Below are 26972 nucleotides of genomic sequence, written 5' to 3'. Positions count from 1 at the left end.
AAGTGGGATTCAGTGTCCGATCGGATTCCCCCGGTCCTGCGTCCGGAGCATCCGTTAGCCCGATCCCTTGCCGGCCTGGTCAGTGAGTTCGGTCTGCACAGTATCGGCAGTCTCGACGCCGTAGAGGTCACCGGGGTGACCCTCCGCTCGGGCGAGGTTCAGCCAGGCGACCTGTTCGTGGGGATGCCAGGCGCTGCCAGCCACGGGGCCGGCTTCGCCCAGGCCGCGAAGGAGAGTGGGGCGGTAGCCCTCCTCACCGACCAGGAGGGCGCCGAACTCGCCGCCGCCGCCGGCCTCCCGATCGTCATCGTCGATTCACCTCGTGCGGCGCTCGGCGACATCTCGGCCTGGGTCTACCAGACCAACGAGCATCCGCCGCTGATGCTGGGAATCACCGGGACCAACGGCAAGACATCGACCGCGTACCTGCTCGAAGGCATCCTGAAACAACTCGGCCTGGTGACCGGGCTGAGCACAACGGCCGAGAGGCACATCGGCGACCTGACCGTGGTCAGCCGGCTGACCACGCCGGAAGCCAGCGAAATCCACGCGCTGCTCGCCCGCATGCGTGAGAGCGAAGTCCGGGCAGCCGTGCTCGAAGTGAGTGCACAGGCGCTCAGCCGCAACCGCGTCGACGGTCTCTCCTTCGATGTCGTCTCGTTCACCAACCTCAGCCACGACCACCTCGACGACTACGCGGACATGGACGAGTACTTCGCGTCCAAGGTGCTGTTCTTCGACCCCGAGCGAGCCAGGCGAGGAGTCGTGTGCCTGGACTCGCCGTGGGGTGAGAAAGTGGTGCACGCTTCGCGCATCCCGGTGACGACCGTCGCATCCGTTCCCGGGACCGACGCGGAGTGGCAGGTCGAGATCCTCGACGAGCAGGCCGAGTACACCGCGTTCAGCCTGACCGGTCCCGAGAACCGCTCGCTGGCAACCCGGATCCCGATCATCGGGCGGCACATGGCAGCCAACGCCGCGCTGGCGATCGTCATGCTGGTTGAGGCCGGTTTCGAGCTCGAAGCCATCGGTCACGCCATCGGCGACGGAGTCCAGGCGTACCTGCCCGGGCGCACCGAACGCGTCTCAGGTGAGCGGGGTCCAACCGTCTACGTCGATTTCGGGCACAGCCCTGACGCCTTCCTGAACACGCTGGCCGCAGTGCGGCGGGTGACCAGCGGGCGAGTCATCATGGTCTTCGGCGCCGATGGCGATCGGGACCCGAGCAAGCGCCACGAGATGGCCAGGGTCGCGTCGGAGGGCTCTGACATCCTGGTCGTGACCGACCACCATCCGCGGTTCGAAGACCCGGCATCCATCCGGGCGACCCTGGTCGAAGGTGCGGGGCTGGCCGATCACCAGGCAGAGCTGCACGAGGTCAGCCCGCCGGAGCAGGCGATCCGCGTGGCGGTCTCCCTCGCGGCCGAAGGCGACTCCATCCTCTGGGCAGGACCCGGCCACCAGGACTACCGCGACATCCGCGGCATTCGCACGCCGTACTCGGCGCGGGCGGAGGCCAGGGAGGCCCTCCGCGAGGCAGGGTGGGCCTAGGTGGCGGCAGTGCGGGTCTACGGCGCGGAAGGCAAGACGACAACGCGATTGATGGTCGACGCCATCACCGAAACGGCGGGCGGCGGAACCCCAGCGGATGTCGTGGTGCTGTTGTCGAGGGACGACGCCGGCCGTTCCGCCGTGGCTGAGTTGGGCGCGGGCGGCCATGTCGTCGCCAACGCCGACTCTGTCCCGGCAACCGAGTTGCCGGCATCCGCTGTGACCTTCGGGCTCGGCGGGAACGCCGCGCTGCAGGCGAGCGACCTTGATGCCACCATCGACGGCACCTCGTTCACGCTGGCAGGCGACGGACGCCGGTATCGGGTGCAATTGAAGGCGCTGGGCGAGCATCACGTGATGAACGCGCTGGCGGCCCTCGCCGTTGCGACGGTGCTCGGCATCCCTCTCGATCGTGCCATCCCGGCGCTCGAAGGGCTCGGCACACTCGGGAGCGGGCGAATGGAGAAGCTGTCAGCCGCGGACCAGGTCATCGTCATCGACGACTCTGTCAGTTCCAGTCCGCAGTCTGCAGCCGCAGCGCTCAAGGCCCTGGCCCAGGTTTCTGCTGGGCGGCGCTCCATCGCGGTGCTCGGCGAACTCACGCTCGAGGGGGAGGACGCACGGGAGGCACACGACCGGATCGGTCGTCTCATCGTCCGGTTGAACGTCAAGAAGCTCATCGTTGTCGGGCAGGGAGCACGCCACATCCACAATGCGGCCGGGCTCGAAGGGTCATGGGACGGAGAGTCGGTGCTCGTGGACACGGCCGGTCAGGCATACGATTTGCTGCGTGATGAGTTGCGCAAGCAGGACGTCGTCCTCGTGAAGGGCGCAGCGCTCGACCGTTTCGCGCAGCGCTTGACTGGGGTGACCCCATGATCGTTCTCCTCGCCGCCGGCGGCTTCTCGCTGATCCTCTCAATGCTGCTCACTCCGCTGTTCGCCCGGCTGTTCCGCCGGATGAACCTGGGCCAGTTCTTCCGCGCTGACACCCCGACCACCCACGTGGTCAAGCGCGGTACGCCGTCAATGGGCGGTGTCGTCTTCATCCTGGCGGCGATCGCCGGTTACTTCCTCGCCAAGCTCCTCGGCCAGGAAACCCCGACAGCATCCGCCCTCCTGGTCATCCTGATGATGGTCGGCCTCGGAATGGTCGGCTTCATCGACGACTACATGAAAGTGCACCGGCAGAACAGCCTCGGGTTGCACCCGCTGGGGAAGATCGTCGGCACGGTGATCGTCGGGATCGTCTTCGCGGTGATCGGCATCAACGTCCGCGACATCAACGGCCAGGCGCCGGTCTCGTACGCAGTTTCGCTGGTTCGCGACATCCCCTGGCTGGACTTCCTGGTGATCTTCGGGCCGATTGTCGGGGTGGCAGCCGTCATCGTCTGGATCGTCATCATCACCACCGGCGTTTCCAACGCAGTGAACCTCACCGATGGACTGGACGGCCTGGCTGCCGGAGCATCCATCTTCGCCATCGGCTCCTACGTGATCATCGGGTTCTGGCAGAACGCACAGTCGTGCTTCTCGCTGAGACCGATTCCGATCGATGTCAACAAGTGCTACGAGGTGTCGAGTCCGCTCGAACTGGCCGTCATCGCCAGCGCGATCGTCGGCGCGCTGATCGGCTTCCTGTGGTGGAACACCTCGCCTGCCCAGATCATGATGGGCGACACGGGTGCGTTCGGCCTCGGTGGGGCCCTGGCAGCGCTGGCCATCCTCTCCCGCACCGAGTTGCTCCTCGTCTTCATCGGCGGCCTGTTCGTGATCGTCACCCTGTCGGTCATCCTCCAGCGCACCTACTTCAAGCTCACCAAGGGCAAGCGCATCTGGCGCGCCAGCCCGCTGCACCACCACTTCGAGATGAAGGGGTGGGCCGAGGTCACGATCGTCGTCCGCTTCTGGGTCATCTCCGGCCTGTTCGTCTCAGCTGGGGTTGGGCTCTTCTACCTCGAGTGGATCGCGCGGTGAGAAGTTCGGAACGGCTAGCAGGACTGACCAGCTGGCACGCCGATTGGCGCGGCCTCAAAGTCGCCGTGCTCGGGCTCGGTGTCACCGGCTTTTCCGTCGCAGACACGCTGGTGGAGCTTGGAGCCGAGGTGCTCGTGCTCGCTTCGCAGAGCGACCCGCAGCGGGCGGGGCTGCTCTCGGTGATCGGTGCTCGCCTGGTGACCAGGGACTTGGCGTCGGGTGCAACGGATGACATGGCAGCCTTCGGGCCGGACCTCGTCGTGACGTCGCCCGGCTTTCCCCCCGGGCATCCGCTGATCGCCTGGGCGAACCAGAACCAGGTGGCGGTCTGGGGAGACGTCGAGCTGGCCTGGCGACTCCGTGACAAAGTGGCCGAACCGGCGCCCTGGCTCGTGGTGACCGGCACCAACGGCAAGACCACGACCGTGCAGCTGGCGACCGCGATGCTGATCGCCGACGGCACGCGCGCCATTGCCTGCGGCAACGTCGGCGTTCCGGTGCTCGACGCCATCCGCGACCCGGTGGGCTGGGATGTCCTGGTCGTCGAACTGTCCAGCTTCCAGCTGCACTACCTGGAAAGCCTCTCCGCGTACTCGAGCGTGTGCCTGAACGTCGCTGCCGACCACGTCGACTGGCATGGTTCTGCCGAGGCTTACGCGCAGGCCAAGGCGAAGGTGTACCAGGCGACCCAGGTCGCCGCGATCTTCAACCGGGCGGATGACGCCACGCTCGCGATGGTGGAGAACGCCGACGTCGTCGAGGGATGCCGCGCGATCGGCTTCGGCCTCGGAATTCCGGGACCGAGCGACTTCGGGGTGGTCGAGGGGATCCTGTGCGACCGTGCATTCCTCGATGATCGCCACAGCACCGCACTGGAGCTGGCCACTGTCCACGAACTCGACAGCGTCGGGCTCAGCACCCCGCACATGGTGGCCAACGTCCTGGCCGCCGCAGCACTCGCCCGCTCCTTCGGAGCATCAGTCGCCGCCATTCGCTCCGCCCTGCTTGACTTCCACCTCGACCACCATCGCACCGAGACGGTTGGTGAGGGCCGCGGCATCCGCTGGGTCAACGACTCCAAGGCCACCAACCCGCACGCAGCGATTGCTGCACTGGCCTCGTTCGAATCGGTGGTGTGGATCGTCGGCGGGCTGCTGAAAGGCGTTTCGGTGGACGACCTGGTATCACGCCAGGCAGCCCGGCTGCGCGCAGTCGTCATTATCGGCGCAGGGCGCCAGGAGCTTCGGGAGGCTTTCGCGCGACACGCGCCCGCGATCCCGGTGTTCGAGGTCGACACACTTGACACTGAAGAGGTGATGCCGTCGGCCGTCCGGCTGTCGGCCGGTGTCGCGATGGCCGGGGACGTCGTATTGCTGGCTCCGGCCGCCGCGTCGATGGACCAATTCCGCGATTACGCGGACCGTGGAACGCGGTTCGCGGTGGCGGTGCAGGAATTCTTGGGAGCTGAGGCAGATGACGACGAGCAGGCCCCGCCGCCTCCCGCCGCACGCCCCTGATCCCGGTCGGCAGCCCGCCGGTGCGGTGGTCGCCGTCAAACGGCTGTTCGCCTCTGAGACCGGAAACTATTTCCTGCTCCTCGGCACCACCCTGTTCCTCGTGGTCTTCGGCCTGGTGATGGTGCTTTCATCATCCGCGGTGACCTCGTACACCGAGTCCGACAACTTCTTCCGCGGATTCGAGCGCCAGGCACTCTTCGCTGCGCTCGGCCTGCCATTGATGCTGCTGGCCTCCAGGATGCCGGCGATCTTCTGGAAGAAGTGGGCGTTGCTGGCCGTAACCGTCGGCATCGGACTCCAATTTCTCACGGTCGCCACGAATCTCGGTTACTCAGTGAACGGCAACCGGAACTGGATCAGACTCGGTGACTTCACCATGCAGCCGTCCGAAGTGGTGAAGCTGGCCCTGGTGATCTGGCTGGGGAGCGTGCTGGCACGCAAGCAGGACAGCCTGCACAACTGGAAGGACCTCGCACTCTCGGTGGGTCCGATCGCCGGCGCTGCGATCGGTTTCGTCCTCCTCGGCCGGGACCTCGGAACGGCGATCATCGTGACGATGATCGTGCTCGGCGCCCTGTTCTTCGCCGGGGTCAGGCTCCGTCACTTGGCGGTCGTGGTCGCGGGAATGGCGCTGGGAGGCGCGATCATGGCGTTCGCGACACTGTCGCGCCAGAACCGCATCCAGGTCTGGCAGGACGGCTGTTCATCGTCTGCCGACCTGCTGACCGATTGCTGGCAGACCATCCACGGGTGGTGGGCGCTGGCATCCGGTGGCGTCTTCGGTGACGGGCTCGGCAACTCGAAGGCGAAGTGGAACTGGCTTCCGGAGGCGGACAACGACTTCATTTTTGCGATCATCGGCGAAGAGCTCGGACTAGTCGGTGCCGCTCTGGTTCTCGTGCTGTTCACGGTCACCGCCATCGCATTCGTGCGGATCATCCGCAGCAACCCCGACCCGTTCGCCAAGATCACGGTCAGTGCCGTGATGGTGTGGATCATCGGCCAGGCCTTCGTCAACATCGCCGTGGTGCTGGGCGTCCTGCCGGTGCTCGGAGTGCCGCTCCCGCTGATCTCGGCCGGCGGCACAGCGCTGATCTCCAGCATGGTGGCCATCGGGGTCGCGCTCTCCTTCGCCAGGCGGTCGCCGAACGAACGATCGGCGGAGCGGGCCGGCCTGGCACCCGGGAGGATGGTTCGATGACCAACTACCTCCTTGCCGGCGGGGGCACCGCCGGCCACGTGAACCCGCTGCTGGCCATCGCCGACCGGCTTCGCCAGGCTGAACCGGATGCCACCGTTCTTGCACTGGGAACGGCCGAAGGACTGGAGGCGCGGTTGGTGCCGGCCAGGGGCCACGAGCTGCTCACCGTCGCCCGGTTGCCGTTCCCGCGTCGGCCGAACGGCGCTGCGTTTCGTTTTCCCGGACGGTTCCGTGCTCTCATCGCCGAGATCCAGGGCCTGATCGAGGCGAACCAGATCGACGTGGTGATCGGTTTCGGCGGCTACGTCTCTGCTCCGGCCTACCTGGCGGCCCGCCGCGCGGGTGTGCCCATCGTCATCCACGAGGCGAACGCGAGACCGGGCCTGGCCAACCGTCTCGGCAGCCTGTTCACTCGCCATGTCGGGGTCACCTTCCCGGGAACCCGCCTGCGAGGCGCTCGAGTGGTCGGGATGCCGTTGCGTCGGGAAATCGAGGAGCTGGACCGCCACGTGAGCCGGGCGGAGGCATTCTCGTTCTTCGGGCTCGACCCGTCACGGCTCACCCTGCTGGTGACCGGCGGTTCCCTCGGAGCTGCCAGGGTGAACGAAACCGTCCACGCCGCCGCGGCCAACATCCTGGGCGCGCAGTGGCAGATCCTCCACGTGACCGGGGAGCGCTCCCCATTGCCGCCATCCGAGCTGTCCGGGTACCGCCTGCTGCGCTATTGCGACCGGATGGACCTCGCCCTGGCGGTGGCTGATTTCGGGGTCGCGCGTGCCGGAGCGGCAACCGTCAGTGAGTTGACCGCGCTGGGCATCCCGGCGGCATACGTTCCGCTGGCCATCGGCAACGGAGAACAACGGCTGAACGCGCGCGCGGTAGCCGACGCCGGGGGAGCGATCATCGTCGACAACGCCGCATTCACGCCGGAGTGGGTGTCGCGCACGCTGGTTCCGCTGCTGCAGGACCGCGCAGCGATCGCCGCCATGGCCGCGCGTACAGCAGCGCACGGAGTGCGCGATGGTAGCGATCGCCTGCTCGGCCTGGTGCGGGAAGCCCTCGCATCCAGCGGCACTTCTACCCAGTAAATTAGTGACAATGATCAAGTCGGACTTCTCCCAGCCGGTTCCTGACGAACTCGGCGCCGTGCACTTCGTGGGAATCGGCGGTGCGGGGATGAGCGGCATCGCGCGGCTCTTCGTCGACGCGGGTTTCCGGGTCACCGGGTCCGACATGCGCAGCGGCGGCACTGTCGAGGCACTGCAGGCGGCCGGCGTCCAGATCTCGGTCGGGCACGATGCAGCGAATGTAGCCGGAGCAGACACTCTCGTGGTGAGCGGGGCCATCGCCGAGGACAACCCGGAATACCTGGCCGCGCGTGCGCAGGGCCTTCCGATCATCCACCGCGCCCAGGCACTGGCCTGGCTTACCAACCAAAGCCGCCTGGTGGCTGTGGCCGGTGCTCACGGCAAGACCACGTCGACCGCCATGATCGTGACCGCACTGCTCGCACTGGATGCTGACCCCAGTTTCGTGAACGGCGGGGTCATCCGCTCATTGGGCGTCAGCGCGGCTCGCGGTTCCGGCGAATTGTTCGTCGTGGAGGCAGACGAGTCCGATGGATCCTTCCTGCTCTACGACACCGCGGTCGCCCTCATCACGAACGTCGACCCGGACCACCTCGACCATTTCGGGTCGGAGGAGGCGTTCGAGGCAGCCTTCGTGACCTTCGCCGAGAAGGCGCGCGAATTGGTGGTCATCTCCAGCGACGACCGTCGTGCCGCCGGGCTGGCCTCCCGCCTGGCGGACCGCAGGGTGTTGACCTTCGGCCAGGCGGATGCGGCGGACATCCGCCTGCACTCGGTGGACGACTCGTCGACGATCTCGTTCTCCCTGCACTACCTCGGTCATGACTACCAGGCGAAGCTCCTCGTGCCGGGCCTTCACAACGCCATCAACGCCGCTGGCGCGTTCGGCGTCCTGGTCGGCCTGGGGTTCGAGCCTCAGCCGGCACTGGATGCCATTGCCACCTTCACCGGGGCAGAGCGCCGGTTCGAGCTTCGCGGCGAGGTCGGGGGAGTGCGTGTCTACGATGACTTCGCCCACCACCCGACCGAGATCAGGGCGGCACTCTCGGGAGCGCGGGCGGCGGCCGGCGATGGGCGCCTGATTCCCCTTTTCCAGCCGCACCTGTACAGCCGCACCCGGATGATGGCCGACGAGTTCGCTGACACTTTCGAGGAGCTTGCCGACCACACCATCGTGGTTCCGGTCTACGGCGCGCGGCAGGATCCGGAGCCCGGGGTCACCGGCGAGCTCATCACCAGCCGGTTCACCTCGTCTGACGTCGGTCGCTACTTCGACGACTGGCAGGAGGCCTCGGACTATGCGGCTTCCATCGCCAGGCCGGGCGACCTGCTGATCCCGATGGGCGGTGGCGACGTGTTCCTGATCGTGCCGCAGCTCCTCGAGAGCCTGAAGGCAGCGGCAGCACGGCGGGGTGCATGAAGCGGCCCGAGGGTTTCGACGCTGCGCCAGAACCGCCGAGGCAGAAGACAGCGGCGGCCCGGAAGCCTTCGCGGCAGAAGCCGTCGCCGGCGAAACAGTCTCGGCAGAAGCCTGACCAGCCGAAACCAGCCCACCCGAAGCCAACTCCGAAGAAACCCGCTCGGCAGAAGCCTGCCCAACTGGAGCCGGCCCAGAAGGAACCGGTACGCCGGAAGCCGACCCGCGCCGACGACACCGCACGCCAGGCACGCAGGGCAGCCAGGGAGCGCCGACGATACGAGCGCGACGAGGTCAGGCGCTTCACCAGACGGGCGCGGCATCGCCGGTTCGCCTGGATCACCGCGGCGGCGATCGTGGTCGCCCTGGTGGGAACGGTCGCCGTTGCGGTGTACTCGCCGCTTCTCGCCCTGACCAGGATCGAGATCACCGGAACCTCGAGCGTCGATCCGGCAGACATCCACGATGCGGTGAAGGGCCAACTCGGCACGCCGCTGGCCCTGGTCGACTCCGATCGGCTCACCAGGGAACTCGGGGAGTTCAGCCTCATCCAGAGTTACGTCACCGAGACGGTGCCACCGCACACCCTCATCATCCATGTCACCGAGCGCGCGCCGATCGGCAGCATTGCGACCGCATCGGGCTTCACGGTGGTCGATCCGGCAGGCGTCACCATAACGAAGGCGGACACCAGGCCGGAGGGAATCCCGGTGATCGAGCTGTCCGGCGCGGACACCGAGTCCGATGTTTTCGACTCCGTGGTCGAGGTGCTGTTCGCGCTCCCCGATTCCGTGGCCGTCCGGGTGGAGCGCGTCATGGCGGCCACCAAGGATGACGTCACCCTGGTGCTCGACGGCACCGGGCAGCAGGTCGTGTGGGGGAGCGCCGATCAGTCGGACCTCAAGGCGCGAGTGCTGGCAGCACTCATGGCGACGCAGGACCCGAACGCGAGGGTCGCATATGACGTCACTGCACCGCTGAGCGCTGTCATCCGCCCGATCTGACCCTCCCGCGCCCGGATCGAACGAATTCGAGCGCATCGGCGTGCCTCTTGCTGTGAATCGACACCACAGATTCGCAACACGCGGGAGTGCCTGAGGGCAGGTCGCGGGTCGGCGGCTTAGCTTTCAGAGCAGGAAATACATACTGAGCATAACTTTAAGCTTCTAGTAGAGGTTGAAAGTCGGGGGCAGCCCCAAGCATTGGGAACTCATATTTGGCAGCGGAGGCCGGCAATGTCAGCAAACCAGAACTACCTAGCCGTGATAAAGGTCGTCGGCATAGGCGGCGGCGGCGTCAACGCGGTCAACCGCATGATCGAATTGGGCCTTCGAGGCGTTGAATTCATCGCCATCAACACGGATGCGCAGGCACTGTTGATGAGCGACGCCGACGTGAAGCTCGACGTCGGACGCGAACTCACCCGCGGACTCGGTGCCGGGGCAGACCCCGAAGTAGGCCGTCGGGCAGCCGAGGACCACGCCGAGGAGATCGAAGAGGCCCTGGCCGGCGCCGACATGGTGTTCGTGACCGCGGGAGAGGGCGGCGGAACCGGAACCGGTGGCGCCCCGGTGGTCGCGAGGATCGCCAAGTCGATCGGCGCACTCACCATCGGTGTCGTGACCCGGCCGTTCGGCTTCGAGGGCAAGCGTCGCGCTGCCCAGGCCGAGGTGGGGATCACTGCGCTCAAGAGCGAGGTCGACACCCTCATCGTCGTGCCGAACGACAGGCTGCTGGAGATCAGCGACCGGGGCATCAGCTTCCTCGAGGCCTTCGCCACCGCCGACCAGGTACTGCTCGCCGGCGTGCAGGGCATCACCGACCTGATCACCACTCCGGGCCTCATCAACCTCGACTTCGCTGACGTCAAGTCGGTCATGCAGGGCGCCGGCTCGGCATTGATGGGAATCGGATCCTCCCGCGGGGCCGACAGGGCGATCAAGGCTGCCGAACTGGCGGTGGCATCACCGCTCCTGGAAGCGAGCATCGACGGCGCACACGGCGTGCTGCTCTCCGTGCAGGGCGGATCGAACCTCGGCATCTTCGAGATCAACGACGCTGCCCGGCTGGTTCAGGAAGCCGTGCACCCGGAGGCGAACATCATCTTCGGCGCCGTCATCGACGACACCCTGGGCGACGAGGTCCGGGTCACCGTCATCGCTGCCGGGTTCGACGGCGGCGAGCCGATCGTCAAGAAGCAGGGTCACCGTTCGACGTACGTCGACCCCGACAACGAACTCGTCTCGGTCGCGGCACCGTCGGCTGCAGCTGAAGGAGCCACCCCGGCCTGGAGCGGCGAGCCGGAACTCCCGAAGGCACCAGCGGATCCCGTCTTCGATGAAGACGATGACAACCTCGATATTCCCGACTTCCTGAAGTGACGGGCCTTAAGTGACAGGCGGCCCCCTCGCGGATCGGCTGACGGCGGTGCGGGCTGCCATAGCCGATGCCGCACGCGAGGCCGGGCGAACGGAATCCGAGATCACGACGATCGTGGTGACGAAATTCCACTCTGCGGAACTCGTGCGGGAACTGCATGCACTGGGAGTGCGTGACGTGGGTGAGAACCGCCATCAGGAGGCGTCGGCGAAGGCCGCGTCACTCGGTGACCTCGACCTGGTCTGGCATTTCGTCGGCCAGTTGCAGAGCAAGAAGGCCAGGCAGGTGCGGTCGTACGCCAGCGTCGTCCATTCGCTCGATCGTGAGTCCGTCATCGATGCGCTGGCACTCGCTGATGGCGCGGCCGGCGTGGTCATCGACGGCTTCGTGCAGCTCAACCTCACCGACGACCCGGGCAGGGGCGGCGTTCAGCCCGATGACCTGCTCCGGATCGCAGAGCGCGTGAAGGCCGCCGATGGCCTTCGACTGCGCGGCGTGATGGCCGTTGCGCCGATCGGCGAAGAACCGCGCCGGGCTTTCGAGCGGGTGCGCGCAGCATCCGCTCGGCTGCGAACCCTGGACCCGGAAGCCGGATCCATCTCGACGGGCATGTCCGGCGACTTCCGGGAGGCGATCCTGGAAGGTGCGACACACCTCCGGATTGGTTCCGCAATCACCGGAAACCGCACCACCCCGGGTTAATCTCGAACCAGAAGTTCACCACCAGGAGGCAAAACAAATGGCAAACCCACTACGCAAGACCATGGTCTACCTGGGGCTTGCCGACGAAGAGTTCGACTATCAGGACAACTCTCCGGTGGCTCCCGTTGCCCCCGTTCACCAGGCCCAGTCCCCGCAGCACGTGTCGCAGCAGGGTTCGGCATCCAGGGCTCCGGTGACACCACTCCGCAGGCCGACCACCACACGAAGCGCGGCACCCACTGAAATGAATGAGATCCTCACGGTCCACCCGCGTCAATACAAAGACGCCCAGGTGATCGCCGAAAGCTTCCGCGAAGGCGTCCCGGTGATCATCAACCTGTCCCAGATGAGCGAGCCGGATGCCCGTCGACTGATCGATTTCGCCAGCGGCCTCTCCCAGGGCCTGTACGGCAAGATCGAGAGGGTCACATCGAAGGTCTTCCTGCTGTCGCCGGCACACGTTGCCGTCAGCGGAGACCAGCCTGCGGCAGAGTCCGACGTCGAGGCGTCGTTCTTCACCCAGAACTAGCCGGGTGATCGTTTCGACCGTTGCGGCGGTGCTGTATGCCGCGCTGCTCATCTACCTGCTGGTGATGTGGTTGCGCTTCATCGTCGATATCGTGCAGGTGATCAACCGTCAGTGGCGCCCGAAGGGGTTCGTGCTGGTGATCACCGAGGTCGCTTATGTGCTGACCGATCCGCCCCTGAAGCTCGTTCGCCGGCTGGTTCCGCCCATCCGGGCCGGCGGTATGGCACTCGACTTCGCCTGGAGCATCGTCATGCTAGTGGTGATAGTCCTGATTATTCTGACTGGGAGTATCCGGTAACCGGAATGTACGCTGTAGCCTTGACCTGTGGGCAGGGTGCAATTCCTGAACGCAGTCAACTTTGCTAGCGTTTTCCTAACGTTCCATGATTTATCAGAAAGTTTTTTGAGGTGACGAGAATGGCCCTTACGCCTGAAGACGTAGTCAACAAGCGGTTCCAGCCGACCAAATTTCGCGAGGGCTACGACCAGGACGAGGTCGATGACTTTCTGGACGAGGTCGTTGTCGAGCTGCGACGCCTGAACCAGGAGAACGAAGAGCTGCGCCAGCGCCTCATCGCCAGCGACTCGCGGATTGCCGAACTGCAACGCAGTGGTGGTTCCGCCACCGCGCAGGCCCAGCCGGCTCCGGCCGACACTGTCGCCCAGCCCGTCGCGGCGCAGCCGGCCCAGCCGGAGGCACCGGCTCAGACCGGCTTCGGCGCCACCCCCGGCCTCGACGACGCCGGCAGCACCAACAACCTGCTGCAGCTCGCCCGCCGCCTGCACGAAGAGCACGTCCGTGAAGGTATCGAGAAGCGCGACGCACTCATCGCAGAGGGCCACGCGACGGCGGCACGAGTCGTTGGAGAAGCCGAAGCCCAGCAGCGCGAGCAGATCGGTGCGCTCGAGAAGGAGCGCGCCTCCCTCGAGGCTGCGATCGAAGAACTTCGCACCTTCGAGAGCGAGTACCGCCAGAAGCTGAAGAGCTACATCGAAGAGCAGCTGCAGGAGCTGGAGAACGCCGCACCGGTGAACACCGGCAGTACCCCGCATGGTGCCGGTGCGAGCTCAGGTGCCGCGAGTTCGGGTGGTTTCACCGCTCCCGGGACCTCGACGCCTCCGCCAGCCAGCTACCAGGGCTTTGGCGGAAACTGAGCCGGTCGCGCAGTCGGGGAACACCGGGCGTCACCGGATCAACGTTCGGGCGCTAGCCTCACTGGCCGTAGTCGCAGTGCTGGTCCTCGGTGCTGACCAGTTCACCAAGTTCCTCGTCGTCAGCAACCTGAGCGCCGGAGAGCACAACCCGGTCATCGGGGAACTGCTGCAATTCGTGTTCGTCAAGAACTCGGGGGCGGCGTTCTCACTGGCCAGCGGGTCAACCTGGATCTTCTCCATCGCGGCATCCGCCGTCACGGTGTTCATCATCCTGTTCGCCCACCGGATCAAGTCCCTGGCCTGGGCGGTGCTGTTCGGGATGCTGCTGGGCGGTACCCTGGGCAACCTGCTCGATCGGTTGTTCCGGGAGCCGAGCTTCGGCCTGGGGCACGTGGTCGACTTCATCCAGGTGTGGGGATTCCCGGCGATCTTCAACGTCGCCGATATCTTCATCGTGTCGAGCATGGGGCTGTTCATCATCCTCTCGGTCCGCGGTGTTCGCCTCGATGGCACCCGAGAAGCAGCCGGCGACCCTGACGCCGTGCCGGAAGCAAAGTAGCGACTATGGAGACACGCAGCCTCCCGTTGCCCGACGGCCTTGCGGGGGAGCGCACCGACACCGCGTTGGCCAAGCTCATGGGCTTCTCCCGCAGCTTTGCCGCCGAAGTCATCGAGGCTGGCGGCGTCAGCGCTGACGGTGTTCGCCTGGCGAAGTCGGATCGCCTGCGCGCGGGAGCCTGGCTCGAGGTCACCTGGGAACCGAAGCAGGCACCGGTCATCGTGCCGATGAACGTTCCTGAGCTCACGGTGGTGCACGACGACGACGACCTGATCGTGATCGACAAACCGGTCGGCGTTGCCGCCCACCCCTCCGTCGGGTGGACCGGGCCGACGGTGCTCGGCGCCCTGGCCGGTGCCGGCTACCGCATTGCCACCTCCGGTGCGGCGGAGCGCGCAGGAATCGTGCATCGGCTCGACGCGGGCACCAGCGGCCTCATGGTCGTCGCCAAGTCGGAGCATGCATACTCGGAACTCAAGCGGGCCTTCCACGACCGCAAGGTCGACAAGACCTACCACGCCATCGTGCAGGGCCATCCCGATCCGCTGACCGGCACGATCGACGCCCCGATCGGTCGACACCCCGGGTCGAGCTGGAAGTTCGCCGTCGTGGCGGATGGCAAGCCTTCGGTGACCCACTACGAGACGCTCGAGGCGTTTCCCAGCGCCTCCCTCCTCGAGATCCGCTTGGAAACCGGCCGAACCCATCAGATCCGGGTGCACATGGCTGCGCAGCGCCACCCCTGCGTCGGCGATGCCATGTACGGCGCGGACCCGACGATTTCCGAGCGACTCGGCCTTGGCCGGCAATGGCTGCACGCCGTTCGATTGGGCTTCGTGCATCCGGGAACCCACCAACCGGTCGAATACCAGACGGAGTATCCAGCCGATCTGCAACATGCATTAGCCATTCTCCGCGCCAGTTAAACGCTTCCCCGCGCGCTCTGACCAGCTATCGTCCGGCGACGATCTAAGCTGGACTCTCCACCCGGTTCAACCCTCGGCTAGACGGAGAGCAGTGCCTTCCAGCAAAGATTCCTTCGTGCACCTGCACGTGCACAGCGAATACTCGATGCTCGATGGCGCAGCCAGGGTCAAGCCGCTGATTGCGGCTGCCGTCGAGCAGGGAATGCCGGCGGTTGCGGTCACCGACCACGGCAACGTCTTCGGTGCCTACGACTTCTGGAAGACGGCGACCGAGGCCGGCATCAAGCCGATCATCGGCACCGAGGCCTACCTCACTCCGGGCACCCACCGCAGTGACAAGACCAGGGTGCGCTGGGGCAACGGGGGAGGGGACGACGTCTCCGGCTCCGGCGCATACACCCACATGACACTGCTCTCGGAGACCACCCAGGGCATGCACAACCTGTTCCGGCTTTCCTCCAGGGCCTCCATCGAGGGCTACTACTTCAAGCCACGCATGGACCGCGAACTGCTTTCCCAATACGGCGAAGGCCTGATTTCGACTACCGGATGCGCCAGCGGCGAGATCCAGACGCGCATCCGCCTCGGCCAGTACGAGGAGGCGAAGAAGGCGGCAGCGGAATTCCGTGACATCTTCGGCAAGGAGAACTTCTTCTGCGAGATCATGGACCACGGCATCGATGTTGAACGCCGTGCGATGAGCGACCTGCTGAGGCTCGCCAAGGAGCTCGACCTCCCACTGCTGGCCACCAATGACCTGCACTACACGCACGCCCACGACGCGACCAGCCACGCCGCCCTGCTCTGCGTGCAGTCCGGGTCGACCCTGGACGACCCTAACCGGTTCAAGTTCGACGCGGACGAGTTCTACCTCAAGTCGGCCAGCCAGATGCGTGAGCTGTTCCGCGACTACCCGGAGGCCTGCGACAACACGCTGCTGATCGCCGAGCGAAGCGACGTGAAATTCAACGAGAGCGCGAACTACATGCCGCGCTTCCCGGTTCCGGACGGCGAGACCGAGGAGACCTGGTTCATCAAGGAGGTCGACAACGGGCTGCACGTGCGCTACCCGACCGGCATCCCCGCTGACGTGCGCAAGCAGGCAGACTACGAGGTCGGCGTCATCCTGCAGATGGGCTTCCCCGGCTACTTCCTGGTGGTCGCCGACTTCATCAACTGGTCCAAGCGGAACGGCATCCGCGTCGGCCCAGGCCGTGGCTCCGGCGCCGGGTCGATGGCCGCCTACGCGATGGGCATCACCGACCTGGACCCGCTGAAGCACGGCCTGATCTTCGAGCGCTTCCTGAACCCGGACCGCGTCTCCATGCCCGACTTCGACGTCGACTTCGACGACCGGCGCCGTGGCGAAGTCATCAAGTACGTCACCGAGAAGTACGGCGATGAGCGAGTCGCCCAGATCGTCACCTACGGCACCATCAAGGCGAAGCAGGCACTGAAGGACTCGTCCCGCGTGCTCGGCTTCCCGTTCGGTATGGGTGAGAAGCTCACCAAGGCGATGCCGCCACCGATCATGGGCAAGGACATCCCGCTCACCGGCATCTTCGACAAGGATCACCCGCGCTACAAGGAGGCCGGAGACATCCGCTCTGTGGTCGAAACCGACCCGGAGGCGAGGACCGTTTTCGACACCGCCCTCGGGCTGGAGAACCTGAAGCGGCAGTGGGGCGTGCACGCCGCCGGCGTCATCATGTCGTCCGACCCGCTGATCGACATCATCCCGATCATGAAGCGGGAGCAGGACGGCCAGATCGTCACGCAGTTCGATTACCCCGCCTGCGAGGCGCTCGGCCTCATCAAGATGGACTTCCTGGGCCTTCGCAACCTCACGATCATCGATGACGCACTCGACAACATCGAGTCGAACCGTGGCCACCGTCCGGTGCTGGAAGACCTCGAACTGGACGACCAGCCTGCCTACGACCTCCTGGCCAGGGGCGACACCCTCGGCGTGTTCCAGCTGGATGGTGGCCCGATGCGCGGGCTGCTCCGGCTGATGAAGCCCGACAACTTCGAAGACATCTCGGCCGTGCTGGCCCTGTACCGGCCAGGCCCGATGGGAGCGGACTCCCACACCAACTACGCGCTGCGCAAGAACGGTCAGCAGGAGATCGACTACATCCATCCGGAGCTCTCCGAGGCGCTTCACGACGTGCTTGGCACGACCTATGGCTTGATCGTCTACCAAGAGCAGGTCATGTCGATTGCGCAGAAGCTGGCCGGCTTCACGCTCGCCCAGGCGGACCTGCTGCGGCGGGCGATGGGCAAGAAGAAGAAGTCAGAGCTGGACAAGCAGTTCGAGGGCTTCAGCGCCGGCATGCAGGAGCGCGGCTATTCGACGGATGCGGTGAAGACACTGTGGGACATCCTGCTGCCGTTCTCCGACTACGCCTTCAACAAGGCGCACTCCGCCGCCTACGGCGTGGTCTCGTATTGGACCGCCTACCTGAAAGCCCACTATCCGGCCGAGTACATGGCAGCTCTGCTGACCAGCGTCGGCGACTCCAAGGACAAGCTCGCGATCTACCTGAGCGAGTGCCGCCGGATGGGCATCAAGGTGCTGGCCCCAGACGTCAACGAGTCGATCGGATTCTTCGCTGCCGTCGGCGAAGACATCCGCTTCGGACTGGGAGCCGTGCGGAACGTCGGCCACAACGTGGTTGAGGCGATCCGCGGGGCCCGCGAGGCGAAGGGGCGGTTCGAGTCATTCCACGACTTCCTGGCGAAGGTCCCGATCCCGGTCGCGAACAAGCGCACCATGGAGTCAATGATCAAGGCCGGCGCGTTCGACTCGCTCGGGGCGACGCGCCGTGCGCTCATGGAGATCCACGAGGACGCCGTCGAGGCAGCGGTGAGCGTCAAGCGGGCGGAGGCCAACGGTCAGGTCGGTTTCGACTTCGACAGCCTCTGGGACGAACCACAGACCGTACAACAGGTTCCGCCACGACCGGAGTGGGCCAAGCGCGACAAGCTGGCGTTCGAGCGCGAAATGCTCGGGCTCTACGTCTCCGATCATCCGCTCGCCGGCCTGGAACTGCAGCTCGCCAAGCACGCGAGCACCACCATCGCCGACCTTCTCGCGGGTGATGCCGCCCAGGACGGTGAGACAATCACGGTGGCCGGGCTGATCACCAGCGTGCAGCACCGCACCGCCCGCAACTCCGGCAACCAGTACGGAATGGTCACCGTCGAGGACTTCGGCGGCGAGATCACGGTCATGTTCCTCGGCAAGACGTACCAGGAGTTCTCGCCGGCGCTGACCAACGACTCGATCGTCGTGGTCAGGGGGCGGGTGAGCGCGCGAGACGACGGGATGAACCTGCACGCCGTGAGCATGTTCACGCCGGACACCGGGGCATCGCTGGGTTCCGGGCCGCTCGTGATCTCGCTCCCGGAGTTCCGGGCGACGACGGATGTCGTATCCGCGCTGAGCGATGCCCTCATCCGCCATTCTGGTGACACCGAAGTGAGGCTGAAGCTGATCAAGGGGGAGAGCGCGCGGATGTTCGAGGTGCCGTACCCCGTCTCGGTGAGCGCCGACCTCTACGGCGAGCTGAAGTCGCTGCTCGGCCCCAGCTGCCTGGGTTGATGATCCCGCTAAAGTTGTGGAAGCCATGATCCAGACCATCGACCTCCGAGGCGCCACGCCCAATCGTTCCGAGCTCCTCGCCCTGGTGCCGAGAGCCGTCACCGACGTTTCCGCGGCGACCGCCATCGCTGAGGAGCTCATCGCCGACGTGCGGAACCGCGGCGAGGTTGCGCTCCTCGATCAGGCCGAACGCCTGGACGGGGTGCGACCGAGCCGCACGAGGGTCGCCTCCTCTGAACTCAGCGACGCGCTGGCGGCACTGGACCCGACCGTCCGGCTGGCGATCGAGGAGGCCATCGAGCGCCTCCGTGCCGCATCGCGTGCCCAACTGCCTGCCCCGGTGACGACCCGCCTCGGCGCCGGTGCCCACGTCGTCCAGCGCTGGTCCCCGATGGCCAGGGTGGGCCTGTACGTGCCGGGCGGCAAAGCCGTCTACCCGTCGAGCGTCCTGATGAACGTGGTGCCCGCCCAGGTCGCCGGCGTCTCTTCGATCGCGCTGGCCTCGCCTCCCCAGCGGGAATTCGGGGGCTCGGTTCACCCGACCATCCTGGCCGCCGCCGCGCTGCTCGGTGTCGATGAGGTCTACGCCATGGGCGGTGCCGGCGCCATCGGCGCGTTCGCCTACGGAGTGCCGGATGCCGGACTCGACCCGGTTCAGCTCATCACCGGCCCCGGCAATGTCTTCGTGGCGGCAGCCAAGCGCCTGGTGCGCGGCCAGGCCGGTATCGACGCGGAGGCCGGCCCGACCGAAATCCTGGTCATCGCGGATGCCACGGCCAACGCCCGTTTCGTTGCTGCCGACCTGGTGAGCCAGGCCGAGCATGACGAGCTCGCCTCCGCCGTCCTGGTGACAGATTCCGCGGAGTTGTCAGGCCGGGTGCAGGATGAGCTCCGCACCCTGGTCTCGGAAGCAGCCCATAGCGTCCGGATCACCGAGGCGCTGGGTGGTCGGCAATCGGCGATCGTGCTCGTCGACGACCTGCCTGCGGCCGTTGCGTTCAGCAATGCCTACGGACCGGAGCACCTGGAGCTCCACACCGAGAATCCGGATGCGGTGCTCGAGGGTATTGAGAGCGCCGGTGCCATCTTCGTCGGCGACCACTCACCGGTCAGCCTGGGGGACTACCTGGCCGGATCGAACCATGTGCTGCCGACCGGCGGGCAGGCGAGGTTTTCATCGGGCCTGGGGGCGTACACGTTCCTGAGGCCCCAGCAGGTCATCCGATACGACCGCCGGGGCTTGGGCGAGGTTCGCGACCACATCGTGGCCCTGGCGACGGCGGAGAACCTGCCGGCGCACGCCGCAGCTGTCACCGCCCGATTCGACGGCTGATCGGCTGAGAGGCAGAGAGGTTGAGAGGCCGGGCGGCAGGGCGTCGTCAGGGTTTCGCCGAGGCGGTGGCCTATTGTTGAGTCACCATGTTCTGCCCCTTCTGCCGCCACCCGGACTCCCGGGTCATCGACTCACGGACCAGTGATGATGGGCTGTCGATCCGCCGTCGTCGGCAATGTCCGGAGTGCGGCCGCCGCTTCAGCACCATCGAGACCGCCAGCCTGAGCGTGGTCAAGCGCAACGGGGTGCTCGAGCCGTTCTCGCGCGAGAAGGTCGTTGCCGGTGTGCGGAAGGCCTGCCAGGGCCGGCCGGTGACCGACACCGACCTCGCGGTGCTCGCACAGAAGGTCGAGGAGACCATTCGTGCCACCGGGGCATCGCAGATCGACGCCAACGACATCGGAGTGGCAATCCTGCCCCCGCTGCGGGAACTCGACGAAGTTGCGTACCTGCGATTCGCCAGCGTGTACCAGGGTTTCGAGTCGCTCGAGGATTTCGAGTCGGCAATCACCCAGCTGCGGGTGGAGCACGACGAGCCGCTCAGCGCCGCCGAATAGGCCAGCCAGCGCCACCGAATGGGCCAGTCCGGCCGGAGGATGCCGGTAGCCTGATCAGCGTATGTATCGACTACTCTTCCGGGCCGTTCTCACCAGACTGGATCCCGAACTCGCGCACAACCTCGCGTTCCGGTTCATCCGGACCCTGGCCTGGACCCGGGTCGGCACGCTCATCGCCCGCTTCACCCGCCCGCATCCGTCGCTCGCGGTCGAAACGCTCGGCTTACGCTTTGCGTCCCCGTTCGGGGTGGCTGCCGGTTTCGACAAGGAGGCGAAGGCGGTCCAGGGCCTGTGGCAGCTCGGATTCGGCCACGTCGAAGTCGGAACGCTGACCGCCAGGCCGCAACCGGGCAACGACCGCCCACGCATGTTCCGTCTGGTCGCCGACCGTGCCGTCGTCAACCGCATGGGATTCAACAACGGCGGGAGCGCGGACGCCGTCCCACGGCTGGAACGTGCTCGCAAGCGCCACAGCCGTCCGGTCATCGGGGTCAACATCGGAAAGTCGCGTATGGTCGATGTGGCGGATGCGGCGGCCGATTACCTGCAGAGCACGACGTTGCTGGCGCCGCTGGCCGACTACCTGGTGGTCAACGTGAGCTCACCCAACACGCCGGGGCTGAGGGGCCTGCAGGAACTGGACAAGCTCGGCCCGTTGCTCGGCGACGTCCGCAACGCCGCAGGCAGGACACCGGTGCTGGTGAAGATCGCCCCCGACCTGACCGACGACGAGGTGCGGCGCATCGCGAAGCTCGTCGTCGAGTTGCCGCTGGCCGGGATCATCGCCACCAACACCACGATTTCCCGCGACGGGCTGGCGACCGACCCGACTGTTGTGGCGCAGATCGGCGCCGGCGGACTGTCGGGTGCGCCGCTGGCTGCGCGGTCCCTGGAAGTGCTGAGGCTCATCCGCAGTATCGTGCCCGCCGAGCTGTGCGTGATCTCGGTCGGGGGAGTGGAGACGGCCCGCGACGTCGCCGAGCGGCTTGAGGCGGGTGCGACGCTGGTGCAGGGGTACACCGGCTTCGTCTACCGGGGGCCGCTGTGGGCTGCGCAGGTCAACAAGGGGTTGCGGCGCCTTCGCTCCGGCGGATGACTCTGCTGTGCCGGATCAGGCCGGGTACTGCCCTCGCTTGACCTGCGGCTTGGGCAACCGCATCCGGCGCAATTGCAGGCAACGCATTGCGGTGTACCAGCGGTAGCCGCGCTGAACATTATCCTTGCCGAACTTCGCGGCGAGTCGGCGACCGACCAGGAAACCGGCGAACACGCAGTCCAGCACCGCGAGGATGAAGAAACCCCACAGGCCGAGAATGCTGATGATCTGCACCTCGTAGTTGTCGACCAGGGTGAGGATGATGATGACGAGCATGACCGGGATCATCAGTTCGCCGACACTGAACCGGGCGTCGACGAAGTCGCGGATGAAGCGCTTCTGGGGCCCCTTGTCACGCGCAGGCAGGAACTTCTCCTCGCCATTGGCCATGCCGATGCGGGCACGGTCCCTGGCCTCGTTGTACTTCGCCTTTGCCGCCTTGTTCGCTACCTTGCGGTCGCTGCCGACCAGCGGACGGAGGTTCGCGGCTTCGCGTTCCTTGCGCTTGGGCGTCGGCCTTCCCTTTCCCGCAGCCGCTTCTATGCGCTGGGCGCTGTCGGAGTTCAGGTCGTAACCGGACTGGTCGGCTGAGCCGCCTGGTACGGGGGAGTTCGGTGCTGGCTTGGCCACAGTAAATCCTTGAGTTCGTTGACTCTTAAGATTACCTGCATGACTACTTCTGAAAGCACGCGTCCGGAACTGCTGGAAAAGCTGAGGGAATCAGTGCAGGCCGGGTTGCCTGCGGCCATCGCCGAACTGTCGCAGCTGGTTCGTATCCCGTCCGTGTCCTGGGCCGCCTTCGATGAGCAGCATGTCATCGACAGTGCCGCGGCGGTCGAGAAACTGGTTCGCGAACTCGGGGTGTTCGAGCACGTGGAGACCTCGCGGGCGACGATCGGCGACACGGACTCGCTGGGGAAGCCGGCCGTGCTGGCGACCAGGGCTGCCCGTAACGGCAAGCCGACCATCCTGCTCTACGCGCACCACGACGTGCAGCCGCAGGGATCGGATGACGATTGGGAGTCGCCGCCGTTCGAGCCGACGCTGCGCGGTGACCGGCTCTATGGTCGCGGCGCTGCCGATGACAAGGCCGGCGTGATGGCGCACATCGCCGCCGTCCGTGCGCTGGTCGAGACGGCAGGCGACGACTTCGACCTCGGACTCGCCCTGTTCATCGAGGGGGAGGAGGAAGCCGGTTCGCTGTCCTTCAAGAACTTCCTGGTCAAGCACCAGGACCAGCTTCGGTCTGATGTGATCGTGGTGGCCGACTCCGACAACTGGGACGTGGACACCCCGGCGATCACGGTTGCCCTCCGCGGCAACGTGGCGTTCCAGCTCGAGGTTCGCACCCTGGAACACGCCTCGCACTCCGGAATGTTCGGGGGAGCGGCGCCGGATGCCATGCTGGCGGCAGTGAAGCTGCTGGCCACCCTGCACGATGACGATGGTGCCGTCGCCGTCGACGGCCTCACGTCGCAGGACATGCAGACCCCCGAGTTCTCCGAGGAGCAGCTGCGCGAGGATGCCGGCTTCCTGGACGGCGTGACGCCGATCGGCCGGGGCAGCATCCTCGGCCGTTTGTGGGCGCAACCCGCGATCACGGTGACCGGTATCGACGCGCCGAGCGTCGCCAATGCCTCCAACACCCTCCTGCCGATGGTCAGGGTGCGGATCAGCGTGCGGATCGCTCCCGGTCAGACCGCGGCGGATGCCCGGGCGGCGATCGAGAAGCACCTGAAGGAGAACACCCCGTTCGGCGCTCACATCGCGTTCAGCGCCTACGAGATGGGCGACCCGTTCCTGGTCGACACCAGCGGCTGGGCTGTCGCCGAGGCGAAGACCGCGATGACGGATGCCTGGGGCGTTCCGGCTGTCGAGACCGGAATCGGCGGCTCGATCCCGTTCATCGCCGACCTGGTCGACATCTTCCCCCAGGCGCAGATCCTGGTTACCGGTGTCGAAGACCCGGACACGCGGGCGCACAGCCCGAACGAGTCCCTGCACCTGGGCGTGTTCCACCGGGCGATCCTGGCCGAAGCAGTACTGCTCGCGCGCCTCAACGAACGCGGCTGAGGCCCTGGACTGCACCGTGAAGTTCCCATTCCGGTGGATAGTGCCCCGCGGACTGGCCCTATCCGCCGGAAAGGTCACTATCGCGTGTGCACCACTTTCCCGGCTGCGTTGCTTACACTGGGACCAGGATTCAGAACGAGAAGGAGTGGTCATGACCGACACACTGACCGAAACCAAGCCGGCACCGGCACACGGAGTCGCACTGACGGCAGCCGCTGCCGACAAGGTTCGCTCGCTGTATGAGCAGGAAGGCCGGGACGACCTCCGCCTCAGGGTCGCCGTTCAGCCCGGCGGATGCTCCGGCCTGATCTACCAGCTCTATTTCGACGAACGACTGCTCGACGGCGACGTGACCGTTGATTTCGACGGGGTCGAGGTTGTGGTTGACAAGATGAGCGTCCCGTACCTGGATGGCGCGAACATCGACTTCGAGGACACCATCCAGAAGCAGGGCTTCACCATCGACAACCCGAACGCCGGCGGCAGCTGTGCGTGCGGAGACTCCTTCAGCTGAGTCAGAGGACGAAGAAAGGGAAATCGCCAGGCGCGGTTTCCCTTTTTTCTTTTGCCGCAGGTGGCGGTTCCGGTTCGAGTCTGCGCGTCACGAGCGATAGGCTCATTACTGTCAATAGACTGTGATTCGTACAGTTCCATGTCGTTCCGAGAGGTCTCAGGTGCGCTCTAACCGCCGTCTTCGATGGGCTGCCATTCCGATGGCAGCAATGCTGGTCGTTGTCCTCGCCGGATGCACCCAGGCACAGCTGAGGGGATATCTTCCCGGCGAGCCAGGCATCACCAACCACACCGACCGCGTCGCCGGCCTGTGGACAACATCCTGGATCATCCTCCTGCTGGTCGGCCTGCTGACCTGGGGCCTCATCATCTGGGTTGCCGTGGTGTACCGCCGCCGCAAGGGCCAGACCGGTCTCCCGGTGCAGTTGCGCTACAACATGCCGATCGAGATCCTCTACACGGTCATCCCGCTCATCCTGATCGTCGGGTTCTTCGCCTTCACAGCCCGTGACCAGGCGGCGATCGAAGCTCCGACCGAGAACCCCGATGTTCAGGTCGAGGTGTTCGCCAAGCGCTGGGCCTGGGACTTCAACTACCTGAACGAGGGCCCCGGCGGCAATGGCGTCCACTCGATGGGCATCCAGGCGCAGGAGAACGAAGACGACGACAGCATCGACTACGACCAGCTTCCGGTACTGGTACTTCCCGTCAACAAGACGGTTGAGATCGCCCTGGAGAGCCGCGATGTCGTGCACTCTTTCTGGGTTGCCGACTTCCTGTACAAGAAGGACAACATTCCCGGCAAGAGCAACTACATGTACTTCACGCCGCAGAAGGAAGGGACGTACGCTGGAAAGTGTGCGGAGCTGTGCGGTGAATACCACTCGCTGATGCTCTTCAACGTCGAGGTGGTGTCTGAAGCGGAGTACGAGGACTACATTCAGAGTCTCGCGGATGCCGGGCAGACCGGAATTCGTGGGGCAGAGTACAACACCAATAGCAACTTGCCCGGCACAGCACCGGTAGACGGAACGGACTGATCGTCACCATGACAACCACAGAAGCACGGCCGGTCGTCGCCGGCACGGGAACCACGCAGCACACGGTTTCTCCCAGCGCGAGGCGTAAGGGCAACGTGGTGGTCGAGTGGATCACCACGACGGACCACAAGAAGATCGGGTACATGTACCTGATCTCATCGTTCATCTACTTCTGCCTCGGCGGAGTGATGGCGCTGATCATCCGCGCCCAGCTGTTCGCCCCGGGTCTCGAGCTGCTTGAGACCAAGGAGCAGTACAACCAGCTGTTCACCATGCACGGCACCATCATGCTGCTCATGTTCGCGACACCGTTGTTCGCCGGCTTCGCCAACGTGCTGATGCCACTCCAGATCGGCGCACCCGACGTGGCGTTCCCGCGCCTCAACGCCTTCGCTTATTGGCTGTACTCCTTCGGGTCGTTGATGGCAGTTGCCGGGTTCCTGACCCCCCAGGGCGCGGCATCCTTCGGCTGGTTCGCCTACACACCACTGTCGACAACGACATTCTCGCCAGGAATCGGCGGCAACCTCTGGGTATTCGGCCTGGCCATCAGTGGGTTCGGAACCATCCTCGGTGCGGTGAACTTCATCACCACCGTCATCACCATGCGCGCACCAGGCATGACCATGTTCCGGATGCCGATCTTCACCTGGAACATCATGGTGACTTCGATCCTCATCCTGATGGCATTCCCGGTGCTGGCCGCCGCACTGTTCGGCCTCGGCATCGACCGGGTCTGGGGCGGGCACATCTACAACGTGGAAGCCGGTGGTGCGGTCCTCTGGCAGCACTTGTTCTGGTTCTTCGGGCATCCGGAGGTCTATATCATCGCGCTGCCGTTCTTCGGCATCGTCTCCGAGGTCTTCCCGGTCTTCAGCCGTAAGCCGATCTTCGGGTACAAGACCCTGATCTACGCCACAGTGTCGATCGCCGCCCTGTCCGTCACGGTGTGGGCGCACCACATGTACGTGACCGGTTCGGTGCTGCTGCCGTTCTTCTCGCTGATGACCATGCTGATCGCCGTGCCGACGGGTGTGAAGATCTTCAACTGGATCGGCACCATGTGGCGGGGCTCTGTGACATTCGAGTCCGCCATGCTGTGGGCGATCGGCTTCCTGGTCACGTTCACCTTCGGTGGACTCACCGGCGTCATCCTGGCCTCACCGCCGCTCGACTTCCACGTGTCGGACACGTACTTCGTGGTCGCTCACTTCCACTACGTGGTGTTCGGAACCGTCGTCTTCGCCATGTTCAGCGGGTTCTACTTCTGGTGGCCGAAGTGGACCGGCAAGATGCTCAACGAGAAGCTGGGCAAGATCCACTTCTGGCTGCTGTTCATCGGCTTCCACACCACCTTCCTGGTGCAGCACTGGCTGGGCGTCGTCGGCTTCCCGCGTCGCTACGCGACCTACCAGCCTGAAGACAACTTCACCTGGATGAACCAGCTGTCGACGGTCGGTGCGATGATCCTCGGTATCTCGATGATCCCGTTCCTCTTCAACGTGTACATCACGGCACGTAACGCTCCGAAGGTGACCGTCAACGACCCGTGGGGTTACGGCCGCTCGCTCGAGTGGGCGACATCCTGCCCGCCACCGCGTCACAACTTCACGTCGATCCCCAGGATCCGTTCGGAGTCCCCGGCGTTCGACCTGAACCACCCGGAGGCCGGAGTCCCGGTCGGAGTCGGTCCGTTCAAAGACGCCCCCGACTCCCCAGTGGCTGACATGGCCGATGGAAAGGTGAAGTAAGC

General features: G+C 65.6%; 24 protein-coding genes. 23 read left to right on the top strand and 1 reads right to left on the bottom strand.

The features are described from left to right. Positions 1-12: 12 nt before the first annotated feature. The 19 genes from ACX3O0_RS05390 to ACX3O0_RS05300 all read left to right on the top strand — a co-directional run bounded on the left by ACX3O0_RS05390 (position 13) and on the right by ACX3O0_RS05300 (position 21593). Entirely contained in the window at positions 13-1551 is a 1539-nt protein-coding gene (locus ACX3O0_RS05390) for a Mur ligase family protein (RefSeq protein ID WP_459107035.1), read from the top strand. Beyond that, positions 1552-2430: a glutamate ligase domain-containing protein gene (locus tag ACX3O0_RS05385; RefSeq protein ID WP_459107034.1), complete on the top strand. Its 879-nt coding sequence runs from the start codon at positions 1552-1554 to the stop codon at positions 2428-2430. Then, positions 2427-3527, top strand: coding sequence for a phospho-N-acetylmuramoyl-pentapeptide-transferase (mraY, locus tag ACX3O0_RS05380; RefSeq protein ID WP_459107033.1), 1101 nt, complete (start codon positions 2427-2429; stop codon positions 3525-3527). The genes ACX3O0_RS05385 and mraY overlap by 4 nt, the downstream gene beginning before the upstream one ends. Further along, positions 3524-5044 carry a UDP-N-acetylmuramoyl-L-alanine--D-glutamate ligase gene (gene murD, locus ACX3O0_RS05375; protein ID WP_459107032.1) on the top strand — a complete coding sequence of 507 codons (1521 nt, stop codon included), beginning with the start codon at positions 3524-3526 and terminating at the stop codon, positions 5042-5044. Before mraY ends, murD begins: the two co-directional genes overlap by 4 nt. After that, positions 5001-6245 carry a putative lipid II flippase FtsW gene (gene ftsW, locus ACX3O0_RS05370; RefSeq protein ID WP_459092271.1) on the top strand — a complete coding sequence of 415 codons (1245 nt, stop codon included), beginning with the start codon at positions 5001-5003 and terminating at the stop codon, positions 6243-6245. The genes murD and ftsW overlap by 44 nt, the downstream gene beginning before the upstream one ends. Beyond that, a complete protein-coding gene (locus tag ACX3O0_RS05365) occupies positions 6242-7333 on the top strand; it encodes a UDP-N-acetylglucosamine--N-acetylmuramyl-(pentapeptide) pyrophosphoryl-undecaprenol N-acetylglucosamine transferase (RefSeq protein WP_459107031.1) in 1092 nt (363 codons plus the stop codon). Before ftsW ends, ACX3O0_RS05365 begins: the two co-directional genes overlap by 4 nt. 10 nt (positions 7334-7343) lie before the next feature. Further along, positions 7344-8753 carry a UDP-N-acetylmuramate--L-alanine ligase gene (gene murC / locus ACX3O0_RS05360; protein ID WP_459107030.1) on the top strand — a complete coding sequence of 470 codons (1410 nt, stop codon included), beginning with the start codon at positions 7344-7346 and terminating at the stop codon, positions 8751-8753. After that, positions 8750-9754 (top strand): FtsQ-type POTRA domain-containing protein, encoded by a 1005-nt coding sequence (locus ACX3O0_RS05355; protein WP_459107029.1) that lies wholly within the window; start codon positions 8750-8752, stop codon positions 9752-9754. The genes murC and ACX3O0_RS05355 overlap by 4 nt, the downstream gene beginning before the upstream one ends. A 231-nt stretch (positions 9755-9985) precedes the next feature. After that, on the top strand, positions 9986-11131 hold the full coding sequence (gene ftsZ / locus ACX3O0_RS05350; RefSeq protein WP_459092279.1) for a cell division protein FtsZ: 1146 nt from the start codon (positions 9986-9988) through the stop codon (positions 11129-11131). Between the two features lie 10 nt (positions 11132-11141). Continuing rightward, positions 11142-11831: a YggS family pyridoxal phosphate-dependent enzyme gene (locus tag ACX3O0_RS05345; protein WP_459092281.1), complete on the top strand. Its 690-nt coding sequence runs from the start codon at positions 11142-11144 to the stop codon at positions 11829-11831. Positions 11832-11868: 37 nt separating this feature from the next. Next, on the top strand, positions 11869-12360 hold the full coding sequence (locus ACX3O0_RS05340) for a cell division protein SepF (protein WP_459092283.1): 492 nt from the start codon (positions 11869-11871) through the stop codon (positions 12358-12360). Positions 12361-12364: 4 nt separating this feature from the next. Beyond that, positions 12365-12658 carry a YggT family protein gene (locus ACX3O0_RS05335; RefSeq protein WP_459092285.1) on the top strand — a complete coding sequence of 98 codons (294 nt, stop codon included), beginning with the start codon at positions 12365-12367 and terminating at the stop codon, positions 12656-12658. Positions 12659-12777: 119 nt separating this feature from the next. After that, complete coding sequence (locus tag ACX3O0_RS05330) at positions 12778-13515, top strand: DivIVA domain-containing protein (protein ID WP_459092287.1); 738 nt, start codon at positions 12778-12780, stop codon at positions 13513-13515. Continuing rightward, the gene (gene lspA / locus ACX3O0_RS05325; RefSeq protein ID WP_459092289.1) at positions 13502-14074 is read left to right on the top strand and encodes a signal peptidase II; all 573 of its coding nucleotides are present in this window, start codon (positions 13502-13504) and stop codon (positions 14072-14074) included. The genes ACX3O0_RS05330 and lspA overlap by 14 nt, the downstream gene beginning before the upstream one ends. A 5-nt stretch (positions 14075-14079) precedes the next feature. Beyond that, entirely contained in the window at positions 14080-15000 is a 921-nt protein-coding gene (locus ACX3O0_RS05320) for an RluA family pseudouridine synthase (protein ID WP_459107028.1), read from the top strand. Between the two features lie 145 nt (positions 15001-15145). Beyond that, on the top strand, positions 15146-18607 hold the full coding sequence (dnaE, locus tag ACX3O0_RS05315; protein ID WP_459108449.1) for a DNA polymerase III subunit alpha: 3462 nt from the start codon (positions 15146-15148) through the stop codon (positions 18605-18607). Between the two features lie 25 nt (positions 18608-18632). After that, complete coding sequence (gene hisD, locus ACX3O0_RS05310; RefSeq protein ID WP_459107027.1) at positions 18633-19940, top strand: histidinol dehydrogenase; 1308 nt, start codon at positions 18633-18635, stop codon at positions 19938-19940. An 86-nt stretch (positions 19941-20026) separates the two neighbouring features. After that, the gene (nrdR, locus tag ACX3O0_RS05305; RefSeq protein WP_459092295.1) at positions 20027-20497 is read left to right on the top strand and encodes a transcriptional regulator NrdR; all 471 of its coding nucleotides are present in this window, start codon (positions 20027-20029) and stop codon (positions 20495-20497) included. Positions 20498-20558: 61 nt separating this feature from the next. After that, complete coding sequence (locus ACX3O0_RS05300) at positions 20559-21593, top strand: quinone-dependent dihydroorotate dehydrogenase (protein WP_459107026.1); 1035 nt, start codon at positions 20559-20561, stop codon at positions 21591-21593. Between the two features lie 15 nt (positions 21594-21608). Here the strand turns inward: ACX3O0_RS05300 and ACX3O0_RS05295 are convergent, their stop codons facing one another. Next, positions 21609-22223 (bottom strand): DUF3043 domain-containing protein, encoded by a 615-nt coding sequence (locus ACX3O0_RS05295; protein WP_459107025.1) that lies wholly within the window; start codon positions 22221-22223, stop codon positions 21609-21611. Between the two features lie 39 nt (positions 22224-22262). Here ACX3O0_RS05295 and ACX3O0_RS05290 point away from each other — a divergent pair, with 39 nt between their 5' ends. From ACX3O0_RS05290 to ctaD, 4 genes are all read left to right on the top strand, one after another. Beyond that, on the top strand, positions 22263-23666 hold the full coding sequence (locus tag ACX3O0_RS05290; protein WP_459107024.1) for a M20/M25/M40 family metallo-hydrolase: 1404 nt from the start codon (positions 22263-22265) through the stop codon (positions 23664-23666). Between the two features lie 151 nt (positions 23667-23817). Next, the gene (erpA, locus tag ACX3O0_RS05285) at positions 23818-24180 is read left to right on the top strand and encodes an iron-sulfur cluster insertion protein ErpA (RefSeq protein ID WP_459092303.1); all 363 of its coding nucleotides are present in this window, start codon (positions 23818-23820) and stop codon (positions 24178-24180) included. Between the two features lie 160 nt (positions 24181-24340). Next, positions 24341-25219, top strand: coding sequence for an aa3-type cytochrome oxidase subunit II (gene ctaC, locus ACX3O0_RS05280; protein ID WP_459092305.1), 879 nt, complete (start codon positions 24341-24343; stop codon positions 25217-25219). Positions 25220-25227: 8 nt separating this feature from the next. Next, complete coding sequence (gene ctaD / locus ACX3O0_RS05275) at positions 25228-26970, top strand: aa3-type cytochrome oxidase subunit I (protein WP_459092307.1); 1743 nt, start codon at positions 25228-25230, stop codon at positions 26968-26970. Positions 26971-26972 lie beyond the last annotated feature (2 nt).

It is taken from the genome of Homoserinimonas sp. A447 (assembly GCF_054489325.1).
Note: the sequence above shows the minus strand (reverse complement) of the source record. Positions and strands in the feature narration are given on the sequence as shown.